Below are 17113 nucleotides of genomic sequence, written 5' to 3' on the forward strand. Positions count from 1 at the left end.
TCTCGTGCCACGCTCCGCCATCTGGGACATGAGGTGTGCGTCCTGGATGTCCGGGATTTCGATGGACGCGATCCTGCCGTCAAATTCATCGCCGGTAGTGTGGCCGACAAGGACGCCGCCAAGGCCGCCGTCGCAGGCGCCGACGCCGTCATCCATCTTGCCTCCTCGGTCGTCCCGAAGACGTCCAACGACGATCCGGCATGCGATGTCAGTTCCAATCTCATCGGCACACTGAACTTGCTCGAAGCGAGTGTCGGTGCCGGTGTGACACGGATCGTGTTTGCATCGTCAGGCGGTACGGTCTACGGGGAACCGACGGTCCCCATTGTCGACGAGAGCCACCGGACAGAGCCGATCAGCTCATACGGTATCGTCAAGCTCGCGCTAGAAAAGTACATCGCCCTCTATGGCCGGGAGCACGACATCACAAGCGTGTCTCTGCGCATCTCGAACCTTTACGGAGAAGGGCAGCGACACGATACGGGATTTGGCGTGATCGCTTCGTTCTGCCATAAAGCCGTTGCGGGTGAGACGGTTGACATCTGGGGAGACGGAACCGTCTCCCGCGATTTCATTCACGTCAGCGATGTGGTGGATGCTTTCGTGGCCGCGCTCGATCACGACGGGGATAGCCTGGTCGTCAATATCGGATCGGGCACAAGCGTCAGCATCAACACGGTTCTGGACACGATCGCGACGATCACCGGGCGCGAGGTGCCCAGACGATATCTCCAAGGGCGAGCCTTCGACGTACGACACATTTGTCTCGATGTCGGCCTTGCGGCCCGTACGCTGGGATGGAAGCCGAGGATCGACCTCAACGAGGGACTTCGTCGGGTGTTGGAGTGGTCGCAGTCGACTGCGAACCGGCCGTCCTCTCGCCAAATTGATTCATCAACGGAAACTTAGATGTTCACGAAGAATAAGAAAGAACTGCTCATCCATATCGGGGCCGGCAAGACAGGGACCACATCCCTGCAGCATTTCCTTTGGGCGAACAGGCGAGCACTACAGCGCCATGGTATCCTCTACCCAGACCTGGGGGTTGTGTCTGGCGCACATCATCTCCTATCGCCGCACCATCCCCCGTTTCTCGATTGGAAGTTCATTAGTGCCAAGGATTGGGCCCCAGACCTCTACGCAAAGACCAAACAGCGTGCTCTCATATCCAGCGAGCTGGCATCCAACGCAGCCCCGGACGTAATTCGACCATTCGCCGAACACGTCAATCAGCATTTCAATACGAAGATCGTCATCTATGTGAGGCGGCAGGACCATTGGATGGTGGCGGCCTACAGCCAACAAGTCAAAGCTGGAACGCAGCGGCTCGATTTCCCATCGAGCCTTGGGCATATGTTCCGAGGGGCAAATTTGGTCGGACGCATGAGCGTGTGGATCGAGGCGTTCGGAGCGGACAACGTCATTGTGCGTCCTTACGAAAGGGGACAACTGGTTGGCGGCGACATTCGCAGTGATTTTCTTAGTCAGGTTCTTGCAATCGACGACGATGCGAACTTCAAATGGACCAATGCAAACGAAAACCCCCGCCTTGCGCTCTGTGCACTCGAGTACAAGCGGATGATCAACAACGTGGTGCCGGTTCCCGCTGAATCGAACGCATTTATCGACCCGCTTCTTGCGTACTCGGCCGCCGAAGACCAGAATTCAACCGCGATCTACCATGAGTCGAACCTGATTTCGCCCACCGAACGCAACATGATTCTCGAACGCGTCGACGACGGCAACCGCTGGGTCGCGAGCAAGCTGATGGGGCGAGCTGACGGTGTGCTGTTTATCGAGCCAAGGCCGGAGCAGGATCCAGGGTGGTTGCCGCCGGTTGTCACATCGGATGATCTTGCGAGGATCAGCACATATTTCAGCGCCAAGGGCTACAGGAAATCGCTAATGCAGTGCATCGAGAAGACACTTGAGACCAATCGATTTGAGGCCTATCGATACGCTCAAACGCTTGCCGCGAGCTTTGGTCGCAAACTCTGATCGGCAGGTTCTGGCAGAGCGCGAAGGTGGCATGCAAGTCAATTGGATCGACGACCACAGATTTGAAATCGGCGCGTATCGGTTCACGATCGACGTTACGCCGGGCGCCAGGCGCCGTCTCTCGACGGACAACGACTTCACGCTCGTCAAGACACCGCACTTCCTGGCAATGTACGACTCGTTGGAGCCACGCCTGACGGGCAAGAAGATTCTCGAACTCGGTCTGTTCGAGGGCGGCAGTTTGGTTTTTTTCGACCAGCGCTTTCAGCCCGAGAAGATCGTTGGCATCGACATCCGCAAAGAGCCGATTGCGCCGCTCGAGCGCTATGTTGCGGGGCGTGGTGGTGTGGTGGAGACGCACTACGCGACCTCTCAGGACGATGAGGCGGCCCTTGCGAAGATTTGCCGCGAGGCTTCGGGGGCGAGATCGATGTCGTCGTTGACGATGCCTCCCACCTCTACGAACAGACCAAGAAGAGTTTTGACGTACTGTTCAGACGGCTCGCGCCGGGAGGGGTCTACATCATTGAAGATTGGGCATGGAGCTATCAAAAGCCCTATCAGGAAGCGAGCCACCCCTGGTTCAAGAAGACGGGCATGGCAACGTTGCTCTTCGAGCTGATTGGCGATCTTGCGACCAATCGTGCCATCGACTCGATCACCATCGACAAGACCATGGCGGTGATCACAAAGTCGCAGGCAACGGCTACCGAGCTGACTTATGGCCGGGGCCGTCTCAGAAATCGCGCAAGCCCTTCTGTCTAGGCCGTGGGAATAGTGAGGTGCCAATGCGTGGCAACAAGCGCCGCCGGTTCCGCGATCAACGCATGATGCCGTCTTGGCTGGTGACCGCCTTGGCGCAATCGCATTCGATGGGCATCCGGATCGTCAAACGGGGCACAAGACCATGACCGCCACTAGCGGAAACCAGGAAGCGTCGAACGGGCTCAATTGGCTGGACGCTAACAACTTCGAGATCGATGGCTGCAGGTTCACCATCGATATCAGTGCAAGCCACGAGCGCCGCCCGTCGACGTCGGACAATTTTACGCTGGTCAAGACGCGCCGATTCCTGGCGACTTATGACGCACTGGCAAGCAGGCTGGAGGGAAAGGCAATCCTGGAGCTTGGGATCTTCCAGGGCGGCAGCCTCGTCTATTTCGACAAGCGCTTCCGGCCCAAGAAGCTCGTCGGACTGGATCTCCGTGCCGAACCGATCCCTGCCCTCGAAGCCTACGTTGCGACGCGCGATGGCGCCGTGAAGACCTACTACAACACGTCGCAAGACGACGAAGCGGCGTTGACGGCAATATGCCGCGAGGAGTTCGGCGGCGAGGTCGATGCGGTCATCGACGACGCGTCCCACGCCTATGACCTGACCAAGAAGAGCTTTCAGATCCTGTTCCCCAAGCTGGCGCCCGGTGGGATCTATGTGATCGAGGATTGGGCTTGGAGCTACCAGGCCGCAGCCCAGAAGCCGTGGCGCGGCCAATTTTGGAAGACGGGCTTGGCGACCCTTCTGCTCGAGCTTGTGGGCGACCTTGCGTCCAACCATGCCATCGAGAAGATCGCGATCGACCGCACCATGGCGGTGATCACGAAATCGGCGGCCAAAGACTCGCAGCTGACCTTTCGGAGCGGCGCGCTGCGGGCACGCCGGAGCCCCAAGGTCTAGCCCGAGAGGCTCGAACTAGAGCCGCGGGTTCTCGGCGGTCATGACCAGGTACCGTGCGTAGTCGGACGATCCGAGTTCGCTACCGAGCCGTGCCAGCTGCTCCTGGCTGATGAATCCCATCCGGAACGCGACTTCCTCCGGACATGAAATACGGAAGCCCTGGCGTTTCTCCAGTGCACGGACGAAGTCCGAGGCTTCGTTGAGGCTGTCGATCGTACCGGTGTCCAGCCACGCAAAGCCGCGGCCCATCAGTTCGACGTCGAGTTCGCCCATTTCCAGATATTTCCGGTTGACGTCGGTAATCTCGAGTTCGCCGCGGGGTGACGGGGTCAAGTTCGCGGCGATGTCCGTAACGCGCTCATCGTAGAAATACAGTCCCGTGACCGCCCAATTCGACTCGGGCTTGGCGGGCTTCTCAACCAGCGAGACCGGCTTGTCCTGCTCATCCAGGCCCACAACGCCGTAACGTTCCGGGTCGGTCACGTGATAGGCGAAGACCGTGGCGCCGCGCGGTCGCGCGCTGGCGCTTCTGAGCAATTCGGCAAGCCCGTGCCCGTAGTAGATGTTGTCGCCCAGGATCAGGGCCGAACGGCTGTCTCCGACAAAGTCGGCGCCGATGATATAGGCCTGCGCGAGGCCGCCGGGATTGGGTTGCTCGGCGTAGCTGAGCTCCAGCCCCCAGGCGCTGCCGTCGCCGAGCAGGCGCTGGAAGTTGGGCAGATCCTCCGGAGTGGAGATGATCAGAATTTCGCGGATGCCCGCGAGCATCAGCGTGCTCAGCGGAAAATAGATCATCGGTTTGTCGTAGACGGGGAAGCAGTTGCTTCGACGTCACCAGCGTCATCGGATAGAGCCGTGTGCCCTTGCCGCCGGCCAGAATAATACCCTTCATGATATCTCCCCGACTATGCCTCACCGCCGGCGACCGCAGCGTCGCCCGTTCCGGCCTGGTCCTTGGCGTGCAGGCGCTGCACGCATTCCGCTATGCCTTGCCGCCAATCCGGCAGGCTGATTCCGAACGTCGCCGCCATCCGGCTGCAGTCGAGCCGAGAGTTGGCCGGACGCTGTGCCGGTGTGGGGTACTCGGCGGTTGTGATCGGCCGCACCTTTGCGGTCGGACCGCCCCGCCGCGCCGATTGCTCGAAAACCTCGCGCGCCACGTCGCACCAGGTCGCCTCGCCCGTCCCCGCCGCGTTGTAGGTGCCCCATTTGCCGCTGTCGCGTCCGTCCGCGATCTGCTCCACGATGCCGAGGATCGCGTCCGCCAGATGGGGCGCATAGGTCGGGCTTCCCCGCTGATCGTCGACGACGCCGAGCTCATCGCGCGTCTCGGCGAGGCGCAGCATCGTCTTGACGAAGTTGTGGCCAAACGGACTGACGACCCACGCGGTGCGCAAGATCACATGGGCTGGACAGGCCGCGCGCACGAAGTTCTCGCCGGCGAGCTTGCTGGCCCCGTAGACGCCGAGCGGCGCGACGGGATCGTCCTCGGCATAGGGGCCCGGCGCGGTTCCGTCGAAAACGTAATCCGTCGAGATGTGAATCAGCGGACGGCCCGTCTGCGCGCATGCCTCCGCAAGATGCTTGACCCCGTCCGCGTTGATAGCAAAGGCCAGCTCCCGCTCGCTTTCGGCTTTGTCCACTGCCGTGTAGGCCGCCGCGTTGACGACAACGTCCGCCGTGCTACCGGCAATGGCTGTGTGGATCGAGGAGGCATCGGCAAGATCGATCTCCGGCCGGCCGAGTGTCGTGAGGGTGAGACCGGCCGCCCGCGCCGCCTCGGCCAGCGATGTGGCAACCTGACCCTTCCGTCCGATGACGAGTACGTTCGCCGTCACGTGAGCTTCGCCGCCTCCGTCGCCGCTTCATGGCCGCGCTTGGGTGCGGGCGATGGCGTGGCGTCGGCCGATCCGCCCGCCAGCAATCCAAGCCGTTCGCCTTCGTAGACGCCGTCGCGGAGCGGCCGCCACCAGTCCGGATTGTCGAGATACCAACGGACCGTCTTCTCCATGCCGCTTGCGAAGTTCTCTTGCGCGCGCCAGCCGAGTTCCGTTTCGAGGAGCGTTGCGTCGATGGCGTATCGCAGGTCGTGTCCGGGCCGGTCGGCGACGAACGTCACGAGCCGATCGTGCGGGGCGCCCATCGGGTCGTAGGAGTCCATCAGCGCGCAAATTCGCTCGACCACCGACATGTTGGATTGTTCGTTGCGCCCGCCGACATTGTATTTCGCCCCCAGTCGTCCGCGCGTCAGGATCAGGTGAAGCGCTCTCGCGTGGTCTTCGACATAGAGCCAATCGCGCACATTCTGGCCGTTGCCGTAAACCGGGAGAGGTTTGCCGTCATGGGCATTCAGAATCATCAATGGAATGAGCTTTTCGGGGAACTGATAGGGACCGTAATTGTTGGAGCAGTTGGAGATCACCACAGGCAGGCCGTAGGTCCGGTACCAGGCAATGGCGAGATGGTCGGAGGCAGCCTTGCTCGATGAGTAGGGCGAACTCGGATCGTAGGGCGTGTCCTCTCGGAACAGACCCTCCGCCCCCAGCGATCCGTAGACCTCGTCGGTCGAGACGTGCAGAAACCTGAACGTCTCCGCCGCATCCTTGGAGAGGGACGACCAATAGGCGCGCGCGGCTTCGAGCAGTGTGTACGTGCCCACGATGTTGGTCTCGATGAACGCGCCCGACCCGGTGATCGACCGGTCGACGTGGCTCTCGGCCGCAAGATGGATCACAGCGTCCGGTTTGAATTCGCCGAAAGCCCGATCCATGGCCTCGCGATCGCAGATGTCGGCCTGCAAGAAGCTGTAACCGGACCGGTCCGCAATCGGATCGAGCGATGCCAGATTGGCGGCGTAGGTCAGCTTATCGATGTTCAGGACGTCGGCAGCCAACTCGCCGACTAGGAGCCGGCACACTGCGGAACCAATGAAGCCGGCCCCCCCGGTCACGATAATTCTCATGGATACTCCTAACGACCTTTCTCCGAGAACGGCACGAATGCTTGCCGCACGCCTAAACCCGTATCAATTTCAGTAGCTGAAATGCTCTGGCAGCTCGGCGAGTCTCGGATGTTTCCGATCCTTCGGCGACAGAACGGCTTCCTCCCCCCGCACGGGCCAGTCGATGCCCAACGCCGGATCGTCCCAAGCGAGCCCGAAATCAACCTCCGGTGCGTAGAACTCGGTGACCTTATACTGGACCTCGGTATCAGGTTCCAGGGTGCAGAAGCCGTGTGCAAACCCCTTCGGCACCCAGAGCTGATGCCAATTCTCGGCCGACAGCACCACGGCCTCGTGCTGCCCGAAAGTGGGCGAACCGACCCGGATATCGACGGCAACGTCGAGAATGGCCCCGCGGCTGACGCGCACAAGCTTGTCTTGGGCGTGGGGCGGGGCCTGGAAGTGGAGGCCGCGAATGACGCCGCGGTCGGCCGAGTGCGAGTGATTGTCCTGGACGAATGCCTCGGTGATGCCGGCTTCCGCGAACTGCTGGGCGTTGTAGGTTTCGGAGAAGAACCCCCGCGAATCCCTGAAAATATTCGGCTCGATCAGAATGAGCCCCGGAAGCTTCAGATTTGTTGCCTTCATTACTCGGCTCGCTCGTCTGGAAAGGTTTGGCTCCCTCCACTAGCAAGGATTGCCGCGAAGGCGAAGTCTCATCTCAGGGCTTTGGCGGGCGTCTGCCGCCGGCGCCCCGGGCCAGAGCTGGACCCTTGCGGCGCCTCCACAGGCGAACTATGCAACGGCGTCGCCTCTGCCGGACTCCGATCCGGCACGGAGCTTGAAGGATCGTCATGTCGATACGTGAGCTGGTTGAGTTTCTGGCGTCCGCTTGGCGCGTCGGCCATCTCAAGGCGCCGCTCCTGCTCCTGCGCTACCTCATGCTGACGATGCTGAACCGCACGTCGCGCCGGCGGGTCATCCGGCATGTGCCCGAAATCCATGCGGCGGAGGACGTGGCCGTGAGCGCGACGGTGCAGGGCATCACGGACATCGTCGTGCCCGTCTATGGCAATTTCGAGCAGACACGAGCGCTACTCGAGGCGCTCGGAAACGATCCCGAGCTACCCGGACGCGTCGTCGTGATCGACGATGCGAGCCCCGACCCGCGCGTCGGGCCCATGTTGCAGGCTGCATGCGCCGACCGTGCTGATTGGCAACTCATTGAAAACGAACAGAATATGGGTTTCGTCGAGACCTGCAACCGGGGTTTTGCCGCGAGCCGGCGGGATGTGATCGTGCTGAACACGGACACCGAAGTCCCTGCCGGTGCGCTCTGGCGCATCGCCCGGGCCCTTCAGGCCGCACCGGACATCGCGACCGCGACTCCGTTTTCGAACGCGGCCTATGGCGTCGGCTTCCCTGAGCTGAACTATCCAAATCCGCGCCCGTTCGGGGCCACGACCGCGGAAATCGATGCCGCTTTCGCGGGGTTGCGTTTGAGTACCGAGATCGGCTTGCCGCGCGGGGTCGGGTTCTGCATGGGCATGTCCCGCCACGCGATCGAGCGCATCGGCGGCTTCAGCACGGCGTTCGGCCGCGGCTATGGCGAAGACAGCGGGTTCTCCCTGCAGGCGGCGAGGCTTGGCCTGCGCAATGTCGTGGCCACCAATGCCTATGTCTTCCATGTCGGCGGCCAGAGTTTCGGCGGCGGCTGGCAGGCGCGGAGCCGGCGCGCCACGCTCCAGATTCTCGATCGCTACCCCGAATACGTGAAAAGCGTCGAGGACTATCTCGCCACGGGGCTCGCGCGCGCCGTGTGTTTCGCGGCGATGCTCCGGCTCGCCGAGTCACGGTCCGGGGCGCCCGTCGCGATTGGAGAGGGTGCCGCAGCGGACGCCGATCAGGCGGTTGTGACGATCGGCCGGACCGGGCCGTGCGCCGAGGCGACGGTGACGTTCCGGGATGAGAGCTACGGGTTCAGCTTCGGCAACCAGGATGCCCTCGACCGTGCGCTGGCGCTCTATCGGGGCTGAGGGGCTAAGCCGTCCGTCCGGGAGCCAATCGCCTCACTTCGCTTGCGATCTGGCTCAGGAAGCGGTCCATCGAACGGTGTGGCGCCTCCTCGATCAGCGTCCTGGCGATGCTCTCGTACAGCCCTGGCTCGGTCGCGAGCCGGCGGATGGCGTCGGCAAACGCTGGCGCCGTGATCTGGCGGGCAAGCAGGCCGGTCCGGCCGTCGACGACCTGTTCGGCGATGCCGCCGATGGGCATGGCGACGACGGGCAGGCCGTTGCCGAAGGCGGCGCTCACGACGCCCGATTGGCTTGCCTCCACGTGGGAACACGCCATTGCGTCGAAGCGCGAAAAGATGTCGCGCACCTCCGAATCGGCGATCCATCGGTTGGTCATGTCGGCGCCCATCGCCTCGAGCCGCACGCGATCCTCGCCCAAGGCTCCCGAACCGGCCACGCCGAGGTCCACCTCGAGCCCCGATTGCCGTAGGGCCTCGACGGCGTCGATCAGGAGGGGAAGGCCCTTATAGGCCATGATCCGCCCGAAGAAGAGCAGGCGCAGCGGATCGTGGCGTTCCCGGATCTTTGGCATCGCGCCGTAGGTGAGATCGGGATGAAAGAGCGGAAGCACCCGTTCGGGCGGGGCGAGCTTGGACGTGACGATGCGCTCGGCGACGGCGCGGCACAGCGTGATGACGAGATCGGCCTCCTTGGCGTCGCGGCGCAGCCAGGGCGTCACGATAGCCGTGCGGTCGCCTGGATGCGGGACGACGTCGTGGATGATCGTCACGTATTTGATTCCGAGCTTGCGGATGGCCGGTGCCAACAGCGGCGACCAGACATGCGGCATCAGCATGACCACGGCCGCCGGATCCGTCTCTTTCAGGTGCTCCAGCAGCCGCCGGCGTGTCGCCGGGAAGCGCTTGAGGAGGTTGATCGGCGTCGCCTGGCGAAACGTGGGAACCTGGAAGACGTCCAGACCGGATGCGGCGAAATCGTCGGCGACCTCGCTATCGGATGAAATGATGAAGCCGAACCGTTGTCCGGCGGCCCGCGCCGCGCTTTGGGCGAGCTCCAGCGCAAACCGGCCGAGGGCCCCTTGGCGGCCAAGATAGATGAAAGATACCAGGGGCTTCACCAGGGACCTCGCATCGCCGCACCTTGACCTGCCGTTGATATATCTCTGCCGCCCCGCAACGGGCTATCCGGTGCAGGTCTTCGCATGCGCGCCGCGCCCTGACAATCGTCAGGGGCCTATCGTCGGTACGGGGCTCCCAGCGGCAGGCCCAAGCGCGGCGTCTCCGGACAGGGAAGAGGCGGGACAGACCGTTTTGGCCGGGGTAGGTTGTGCGGCTCAAAATCCCCCGGCAACGACGTGGAACGACGTTTGAATGAAAGACATCACGCTGCATATCGGTCTTCCCAAGACCGGCACCACCAGCGTGCAACGGCATCTGCTCGCCAACCGGAGCACACTGGCCGCTCAGGGCATCTGCTACCCTGTGGCCGGATGCGGCCGGCGTATCGCCCATCACGACATTGCCGACGCTTGCAAGCGCTTCAAGCCGCTTTGGGGGGGCTTGCGCGCGCTACGAAATGAGTTCGACGCGGAGATAGCGCCGTTCGATCGTGTCATCGTCAGCAGCGAAGGTTTTCAGAGCGTCCGGGGCTACCCTGGCGTGATCGCCTTTTTCGGCGCGCCTGGCGGCTCGAGGCGTGGCGCGTGTCGCATCAGGACGATTTGCTATGTCCGCGAGTTCCTGGAGACCGCCAGCAGCGACTATGCACAACAGGTGCAGAGCTCGGGGCTCGATCTGAGCTTCGAGGACTACTGCGCACGCCGCTACAGACGCCCGCTTTGGCTCATCTCGAACTTCTGGCGTTGGTTCTCGGACGAAGCGACGTTTGGCCATTTCGACCGCAGCCGGCTTTTCAAGCAGGACATCGTCGAGGACTTCTTTCAACGGATCGGTCTTGCCGTGCCGGGAACCGTCGAACGGAGCGATGCCAATCCCTCCATCTCCGGCAATTTGCTGGGCTTCAAACTCCTGCTCAACCGGCATGGCCTGCATGGGGCCCGGATCTATTGGATCCTCAAGGACTTGGCCTTGAGCGATCCGGCCTATCGCGGGCGCTTCCGGCTCACGGACACGGATGCGGCCCGGATTCGTCAGCGGTTTGCGAGCTACAACAAGACGGTCGCGGGACTTGTCGGAGAGATTCCGTATCGATCCTTCGAAGGCGGCCAGCCGCTGCCGAATTACGAGACGTGGCAGGCCGATCTCGAACGCTTCCTGGCGCACCCCGAGCTCGCCCCGTTGAAGGACCGGCCGGAAATCCATCGCGCGACGGCCGAGGAAGTGGCCGCAATCGCGCGCCGTCACGGCGCCGAACCCTAGGCCGCGCCCCGGCGCACAGTGCGTGAACCCCGCCCTAGAGGTCCTTGGGGTCCTTCAGCCGGCCGTAGATGTCCTCGTAGCGCACGATATCGTCTTCGCCCAGATAGGACCCGGACTGGACCTCGATCAATAGCGCGGGAACGCTGCCCGGATTGGCGAGGCGATGCTTCGCGCCGATGGGGATGTACGTCGATTCGTTTTCGCCGAAGAGCCGCGTCTCGCCGCCGAGCGTGACGCTCGCTGTTCCCTGGACGACGACCCAATGCTCGGCGCGGTGCCGGTGGCTTTGCAGGGACAGTTTCCCGCCCGGTTTCACCATCAGGCATTTGACCTGATAGCGCTCGCCGGAGGCGAGCCCCTCATACCAGCCCCAGGGCCGGTAGACGCGCGTGTGGCGCAGCGTCTCCTCCCCGCCCTTCAGGGCGGCGACGAGATCCTTCACGGATTCGGCGCTGTCCTTGGAAGCGACGAGGATGGCGTCCTTGGTCGCCACCACGACAACATTGTCGAGCCCGACAATCGAGACGCTGGCCCGGTCGCTATAGGCATAGGAGTTCGTGGTGCCGTGCACGTTGATCGCGGCGGGACCATGGGCCACGTTGCCGGCCTCGTCCTTGTTCAGCACATCCCAAATCGCCGACCACGAGCCGACATCGCTCCAAGCGGTCCGCAGCAGTACGGTGCGCACGTTGTCGGCCTTCTCCATGATGGCGTAGTCGAGCGAGATATTCTCGGCGCTCTCATAGGCCTCCTGGTCGAGCGTCATAGCGCCGGTTTCGCGATGTGCCTTGGCCAGCGCATCCGCCGCGGCTCTCAGGATCCCGGGCGCAAGGGCCTCGAACGCCGCGATCATCTGCTTCGCGCCGAACAGGAACACGCCGGCGTCCCAGAGGAAGCGGCCGGACTCGAGATAGTCTTGTGCGGCCTCTTGGGACGGCTTCTCCACGAACCGCGCGACGGTCCAGGCCTCGCCTGTCTGGTCACCGATTTCGAGATAGCCGTATCCGGTATGGGGGTGGTCCGGCTCGACGCCGAAGGTCACGAGCGCCCCTTGCTCCGCTGCGGGGACGCCCTTGAGGACGCATGCGGCAAAAGCGTCCGCGTCGGGAACGATGTGATCGGACGGCAGCAAGAGGACCAGGCCGTTCTCGTCTTCCGCGGCCACGACGAGCGCCGCGGTTGCCGCCGCCGCCGCCGTATTGCGCCCCACAGGTTCCAGTACGACGTGGCGCGGCGTGATGCCGATCTCGGCCAGTTGCTCCTGGATCAAGAAGCGATGGTCGTGATTGCCGATCACCGTCGGGCTTTCGAAGAGCGGGTTTGCCAGCCGCCGGCAGGTCGATTGCAGCAGGCTTTCGTCGCCGAACAGCTTCAAGAATTGCTTCGGCAGGTCGCGCCGCGAAAGAGGCCAAAGGCGCGTGCCCGATCCGCCCGACAAGATGGTGGGATAAATGGCCACCTTCAACTCCTCAATCTGTCCGTCGCTCGGTCCCTGCGTGTTGTCCGTGAGGTGCCGCTCCTGGGAGGGAACGGCGCGGAAATCCCGGTGGGGCCGACCGTGTCCGGCCGGGATGGCGACACATAGCACTGTCGGGTCCGAGGCTGAAGACAGGCGTGTGAGGGACCTCCCGCGTGCCGGCGTCCCGAGCGTGCTTCGAGGGGCCGTAAAGCCGGGTCGTCAAACTTTGTAATAGTCGCGGTACCACGCGACAAAGCGGGCAATGCCGTCCTCGATCGACGTATCCGGCGAGAAGCCGACATCGGCGGTAAGGTCGGTCACGTCCGCAAAGGTCTCGGGAACGTCGCCGGGCTGGAGCGGCAGAAAGTTCTTCTTCGCCTCACGGCCGAGCGCCGCTTCGATCGCCCCGATGAAGTCCATCAACTGCACGGGGCTGTGGTTTCCGATGTTGTAGAGCCGGTAGGGGGCCGACGAGGTTCCGGGATCGGGATGATCGCCCGACCATTCGGGATTGGGCGTGGGCACCCGGTCGCTCACACGGACGACCGCCTCGACGATGTCGTCGATATAGGTGAAGTCGCGTGCGTGGTGTCCCTGGTTGTAAACGTCGATCGGCTCGTCGGCCAAGATCCGCTTCACGAACTTGAACAGCGCCATGTCCGGCCTGCCCCACGGACCGTAGACCGTGAAGAAGCGCAGGCCCGTCACCGGCAGGCCGAAGAGGTGCGCATAGACATGGGCGGACAGCTCGTTCGACTTCTTGGTCGCGGCGTAAAGACTTAATGGGTGGTCGACATTGTGGTGAACGCTGAACGGCGTTTCCGTGTTGGCGCCGTAGACGGAGCTGGAAGAGGCATAGACCAGATGATCCACGTTGCCCGTGGCGGCAGCCTCGAGAATATTGACGAAGCCGACGAGGTTCGAGGCGACGTAGGCATCCGGGTGGGTCAGCGAATAGCGCACGCCGGCTTGCGCGCCGAGATGGATCACCCGCTCGGGGCGATGCTCCGCGAAGACGCTCTCGACGGCGTCCTTGTCGGCGAGATCACCCTTGGCGAAGGTGAAGCTTTCATAGGGCGCCAGCTCCGCAAGGCGCGCCTCTTTCAGGCCGACATCGTAGTAGTCGTTGAGATTGTCAAAGCCGATGACGTCATCGCCGCGGTCGAGCAGGGCACGGGCCGCGTGGAAGCCGATAAATCCGGCGGCGCCGGTGACCAATACTCTCATGCTTCGTTGCTCGCTGGGATCGTTGCGCGACCCATGATTGCCGTCGCGGTGGCGAGGTGTTGATAGCGAATGCGATCTGCCAAGTCTAGCTGGCCCGGGGCCCGCTCGGGCCCGCGATGAGCGCGATTAGGCATGACCCCAGAATCCGGCTCCCCCGCTATTGCCTCGTTCCAGTGATCGATCTAAGAACGACCTTGGTTCAGATGAGGAGCTGCCGCGTGAAAATCTGCATGATCGGGGCGGGCTATGTGGGCCTGGTCTCCGCAGCCTGCTTTTCGGACTTCGGCTGGAACGTCACCTGCGTCGATAACGATGAGGACCGGCTCGCGCAGCTCGAGCGCGGCGAGATTCCGATCTACGAGCCCGGACTGGACGATCTGGTTGCGCGCAATGTCGCGAAGGGCCGCATGTCCTTTTCCGGGTCCTTGCCCGAGGCCGTCAGCGACGCGGACGTCGTGTTCCTCGCGGTTGGTACGCCTGTCCGGCGCGGCGACGGATATGCCGATCTCACCTATGTCTTCGAGGCGGTGGAGGAACTTGCGCCGCATGCGCGTAGCAACGTGGTCATCACGACGAAGTCGACCGTGCCGGTGGGGACCGGCCGTGAGATTGAGCGCCGCCTCAGACAGCTCCGCCCCGATGCCGATTTCGCAGTGTGTTCGAATCCCGAGTTCCTGCGCGAGGGCTCGGCGATCCGCGACTTCACCCATCCCGACCGCGTGCTTGTCGCTGCCGCGGATGGCCGCGGCCGCGAGGTCATGGCACGCCTCTACGAGCCGATCGCGCTGCGGGACGCGCCGGTCATGTTCGTCAGCCGCGAATCGGCGGAGCTTGCGAAATATGCCGCCAATGCATTCCTCGCCATGAAGATCACCTTCATCAATGAGGTCGCCGATCTCTGTGAAATGGTTGGGGCGGATGTCAGCGAGGTGGCCAACGCGGTCGCGCCGACGGGCGCATCGGGGACAAGTTCCTGCACGCGGGGCCGGGCTATGGCGGGTCGTGCTTCCCGAAGGACGTCAGTGCCATTGTGCCGGACGCGCGGGAAGCCAAGAGCCCCTTGTTCTTTGGTGGAGCAGGTCGAGAAAGCCAATCTGGAGCGCAAGATCGCCATGGCGGCGCGCGTCGAAGCCGCGGCCGGGGGTACGGTCCGGGGCAAGACCGTCGCCGTGCTCGGCGTGACCTTTAAGCCGAATACGGACGATATGCGCGAGGCGCCGAGCCTCGTGATCCTGCCGATGCTACAAGCGCGGGGCGCGGAAATTCGCGCTTGCGATCCGCAAGGCCGTTCCAACGCCGAGGAGTTGCTGCCCGGCGTATCGTGGTTCGCCGATCCGCTTGAGGCGGCACGAGATGCGGACGTGCTCTTGGTGCTGACCGAGTGGAACGAGTTCCGGGCGCTCGACCTGAAGGCGCTGCGGGCTACGATGAATGGAGACGTTCTCGTCGACCTGCGGAACGTGTACGCACCGAAGCTCGCCGCGGAAGCCGGCTTCGTCTACACGGGCGTCGGGCGGGGCCATGTGGGGCCGGAGATGGGCAAAAATGCTCACGACCGTGGCGTAGCCGAGACAATCGCAACCTAGCGGGATGGTCGGGGATTGACGCTTAGCCGGGTCTAGCCCTGCGCGCTGATTGGCCGGGGGTTAGCTTGCCGGCAAGCGGCGAATGTGGCTGCTGCCAGTGGAGCCTTTGGTAGCATTGCGTGCGGGCTCTGTGCGCACGCTTCGACAGTTCGCACGGACGCGAAATTTGATCCGACTTGCCTGTCTGCTACTTTTTGGTCCTCGTCAATTTGCGAAGAGATCGTAGCGGTTGCGTAACCTTCCAACTAACGGTTTGCGTCAGTCGGGCTAGTTTGTTGTTTGCGGCGCGTAGCTCGTCGCGCAACGTCCTGACTTTGTCGCCCGATATCGTCAATTCGTTATGCAACCGGTCCAGGTCCTTATGTGACTCTGTCAATTCGTTGCGCAACCGGTCCATGTCCTTATGTGATTCTGTCAATTCGTTGCGCAACCGGTCGACGACGTTACGCGATTCCGCCAATTCCATGCCCATCTTGGTAGAAATTCTTTCGTCTAACTGACGCTGAGTTTCCACTAGCTTCGCAATTGGTTTCTGAAGTTGGCTGGTCCTCCCATCGACTAGATCCCGGATGCGCTTGGCCATAACGGTATGGCCTCTTTGCATGTCTGCGACCCAGTCGTTTTGGACCAATACGCTGGTGAGCATATCTTGGGTTGTTAAGGGGCAAGGAGGCAACAAGCCACTATCCAAGCGGTCCATGCAATAGACGGACAAGTCGTGGTAGGACGCAAGCTTCGTTGGTGGGGTGAACCCCGGCATCTCGGCTAGGGTATCGACCAGCGACCGATGAAAGAACGTCATTTCACCGAGCCTAATCGGGAAATCGTAGCCTGAAATGATGACGCGTTTCTTTGCCTTACTGCAAATCCGATGGATTAGGGCCTCAAACTCGGTTGGGCTTGGGCAATGAATGACAACCTCGAAGCAAAGAACGACATCGGCGGGGTCGACTTCGGCCTCCAGGATCGAGCCATGGACGAAAGTCCAATCCGGACGCGAACGACTTGCTCTTTGAATAGCCTCTTCTGAGACATCGACTCCCGTATAATTCTCTATTTCCAGCTCACGGAGCACCTCGAGATCGCCGCAGCCGAAGTCCAGGACGCTCACTTCGCCGATTGGAATGTTTCGCAGCAAGAGGAGCTGTTTGAGGTACTTGTAGATACCGCGCGAGCCAATCCCGCTGCCGAGAGCCGGATTCATCTCGTACCGGTTGTTCCAGAACAGTCGGTTCGAATGCGAGTTCCGCAGCAGTAGGCGAAATTCGTGTAGGCGTTGCCCGCTGCGTTCCTCGAGAGCTCCGATCCTCCGGGCGCCAAGGCCGTCGACAAAGTCGTCCAGCCTCACCAATCCGTCTCCCAGCGTCTCACTCAGGTCCAACGCATCTTGTGGAGGTAGTCCGTCCCCGTCGCAGTTGCCGTCGTCGACAACAAGACAGATATGACCGTCGTCCGTGAGGGTTCCAGGCGCGGTGACGCTGAACTTGCGAATCGCGATGAGCCCGACCTTCATTTTAAGGACGAGCGTATCCTTTGGAGGGGCTTCAAGGGTGTCGCCTTCCAAGTAGAAATGTACTCTGTCATCACGAAGCTCATTTGCGAGAATGCTCCAATCCACCTCGTCGCCGTCAGGGCAGGGCTCCATGAAAACGACGAGATCGAGAATTGGGTTCTCGATAAAGGCTCGGATCGTAATGATCTGATAATAGAGATCAATCAGAGCGCGTTGGCGGCAGACAGAGTGGAAAATGATGCGCACAGGACTGAGCGGCATCCCCACCTGTTCAATCGTGTCGGTCATCAGGCGCCCTAC

13 protein-coding genes and 3 pseudogenes are annotated in these 17113 nt (G+C 62.3%); 8 read left to right on the forward strand and 8 right to left on the reverse strand.

The features are described from left to right. Nucleotides 1-3: 3 nt before the first annotated feature. The 5 genes and pseudogenes from AUC68_RS01735 to AUC68_RS01750 all read left to right on the forward strand — a co-directional run. Nucleotides 4-909: pseudogene (locus AUC68_RS01735) on the forward strand (NAD-dependent epimerase/dehydratase family protein); the annotation flags it as partial. After that, nucleotides 910-1998, forward strand: coding sequence for a hypothetical protein (locus tag AUC68_RS01740; protein WP_069436061.1), 1089 nt, complete (start codon nt 910-912; stop codon nt 1996-1998). 31 nt (nt 1999-2029) lie between these two features. Then, nucleotides 2030-2620 (forward strand): hypothetical protein, encoded by a 591-nt coding sequence (locus tag AUC68_RS17340; RefSeq protein WP_244500337.1) that lies wholly within the window; start codon nt 2030-2032, stop codon nt 2618-2620. Next, a complete protein-coding gene (locus tag AUC68_RS17345) occupies nt 2596-2763 on the forward strand; it encodes a hypothetical protein (protein ID WP_244500338.1) in 168 nt (55 codons plus the stop codon). Before AUC68_RS17340 ends, AUC68_RS17345 begins: the two co-directional genes overlap by 25 nt. Nucleotides 2764-2905: 142 nt before the next feature. Continuing rightward, entirely contained in the window at nt 2906-3673 is a 768-nt protein-coding gene (locus AUC68_RS01750; RefSeq protein ID WP_069436062.1) for a class I SAM-dependent methyltransferase, read from the forward strand. 15 nt (nt 3674-3688) lie between these two features. Here AUC68_RS01750 and rfbA read toward each other — a convergent pair. The 4 genes and pseudogenes from rfbA to rfbC form a co-directional block, all read right to left on the reverse strand. Further along, nucleotides 3689-4565: pseudogene (gene rfbA, locus AUC68_RS01755) on the reverse strand (glucose-1-phosphate thymidylyltransferase RfbA). A 13-nt stretch (nt 4566-4578) separates the two neighbouring features. Continuing rightward, nucleotides 4579-5511, reverse strand: coding sequence for a dTDP-4-dehydrorhamnose reductase (gene rfbD, locus AUC68_RS01760; RefSeq protein ID WP_069436063.1), 933 nt, complete (start codon nt 5509-5511; stop codon nt 4579-4581). Between the two features lie 74 nt (nt 5512-5585). Continuing rightward, a pseudogene (gene rfbB, locus AUC68_RS01765) lies at nt 5586-6635 on the reverse strand (dTDP-glucose 4,6-dehydratase); the annotation flags it as partial. Between the two features lie 69 nt (nt 6636-6704). Beyond that, complete coding sequence (rfbC, locus tag AUC68_RS01770; protein ID WP_069436064.1) at nt 6705-7262, reverse strand: dTDP-4-dehydrorhamnose 3,5-epimerase; 558 nt, start codon at nt 7260-7262, stop codon at nt 6705-6707. A gap of 206 nt (nt 7263-7468) precedes the next feature. On the opposite strand from rfbC, the gene AUC68_RS01775 reads away from it, so the two are divergent. Continuing rightward, nucleotides 7469-8650 carry a glycosyltransferase family 2 protein gene (locus tag AUC68_RS01775; protein WP_069436065.1) on the forward strand — a complete coding sequence of 394 codons (1182 nt, stop codon included), beginning with the start codon at nt 7469-7471 and terminating at the stop codon, nt 8648-8650. A gap of 4 nt (nt 8651-8654) precedes the next feature. Here AUC68_RS01775 and AUC68_RS01780 read toward each other — a convergent pair whose 3' ends face one another. Next, nucleotides 8655-9767: a glycosyltransferase family 4 protein gene (locus tag AUC68_RS01780; RefSeq protein ID WP_069436066.1), complete on the reverse strand. Its 1113-nt coding sequence runs from the start codon at nt 9765-9767 to the stop codon at nt 8655-8657. A 253-nt stretch (nt 9768-10020) separates the two neighbouring features. On the opposite strand from AUC68_RS01780, the gene AUC68_RS01785 reads away from it, so the two are divergent. Further along, the gene (locus AUC68_RS01785) at nt 10021-11028 is read left to right on the forward strand and encodes a hypothetical protein (RefSeq protein ID WP_069436067.1); all 1008 of its coding nucleotides are present in this window, start codon (nt 10021-10023) and stop codon (nt 11026-11028) included. Between the two features lie 34 nt (nt 11029-11062). On the opposite strand, the gene AUC68_RS01790 is transcribed toward AUC68_RS01785, so the two are convergent. Beyond that, the gene (locus AUC68_RS01790; protein WP_244500339.1) at nt 11063-12616 is read right to left on the reverse strand and encodes a mannose-1-phosphate guanylyltransferase/mannose-6-phosphate isomerase; all 1554 of its coding nucleotides are present in this window, start codon (nt 12614-12616) and stop codon (nt 11063-11065) included. Nucleotides 12617-12706: 90 nt separating this feature from the next. Further along, nucleotides 12707-13714, reverse strand: a complete 1008-nt coding sequence (locus AUC68_RS01795; protein WP_069436069.1) for an NAD-dependent epimerase — start codon at nt 13712-13714, stop codon at nt 12707-12709. Nucleotides 13715-13932: 218 nt separating this feature from the next. Here AUC68_RS01795 and AUC68_RS01800 point away from each other — a divergent pair, with 218 nt between their 5' ends. Then, complete coding sequence (locus AUC68_RS01800) at nt 13933-15300, forward strand: UDP-glucose dehydrogenase family protein (protein WP_244500340.1); 1368 nt, start codon at nt 13933-13935, stop codon at nt 15298-15300. Between the two features lie 187 nt (nt 15301-15487). Here AUC68_RS01800 and AUC68_RS01805 read toward each other — a convergent pair whose 3' ends face one another. Next, a complete protein-coding gene (locus AUC68_RS01805) occupies nt 15488-17101 on the reverse strand; it encodes a class I SAM-dependent methyltransferase (protein ID WP_069436070.1) in 1614 nt (537 codons plus the stop codon). Between the last annotated feature and the right edge of the window lie 12 nt (nt 17102-17113).

The sequence above is a fragment of the Methyloceanibacter methanicus genome, assembly GCF_001723285.1.
Taxonomy (GTDB): Bacteria; Pseudomonadota; Alphaproteobacteria; order Rhizobiales; family Methyloligellaceae; genus Methyloceanibacter; species Methyloceanibacter methanicus.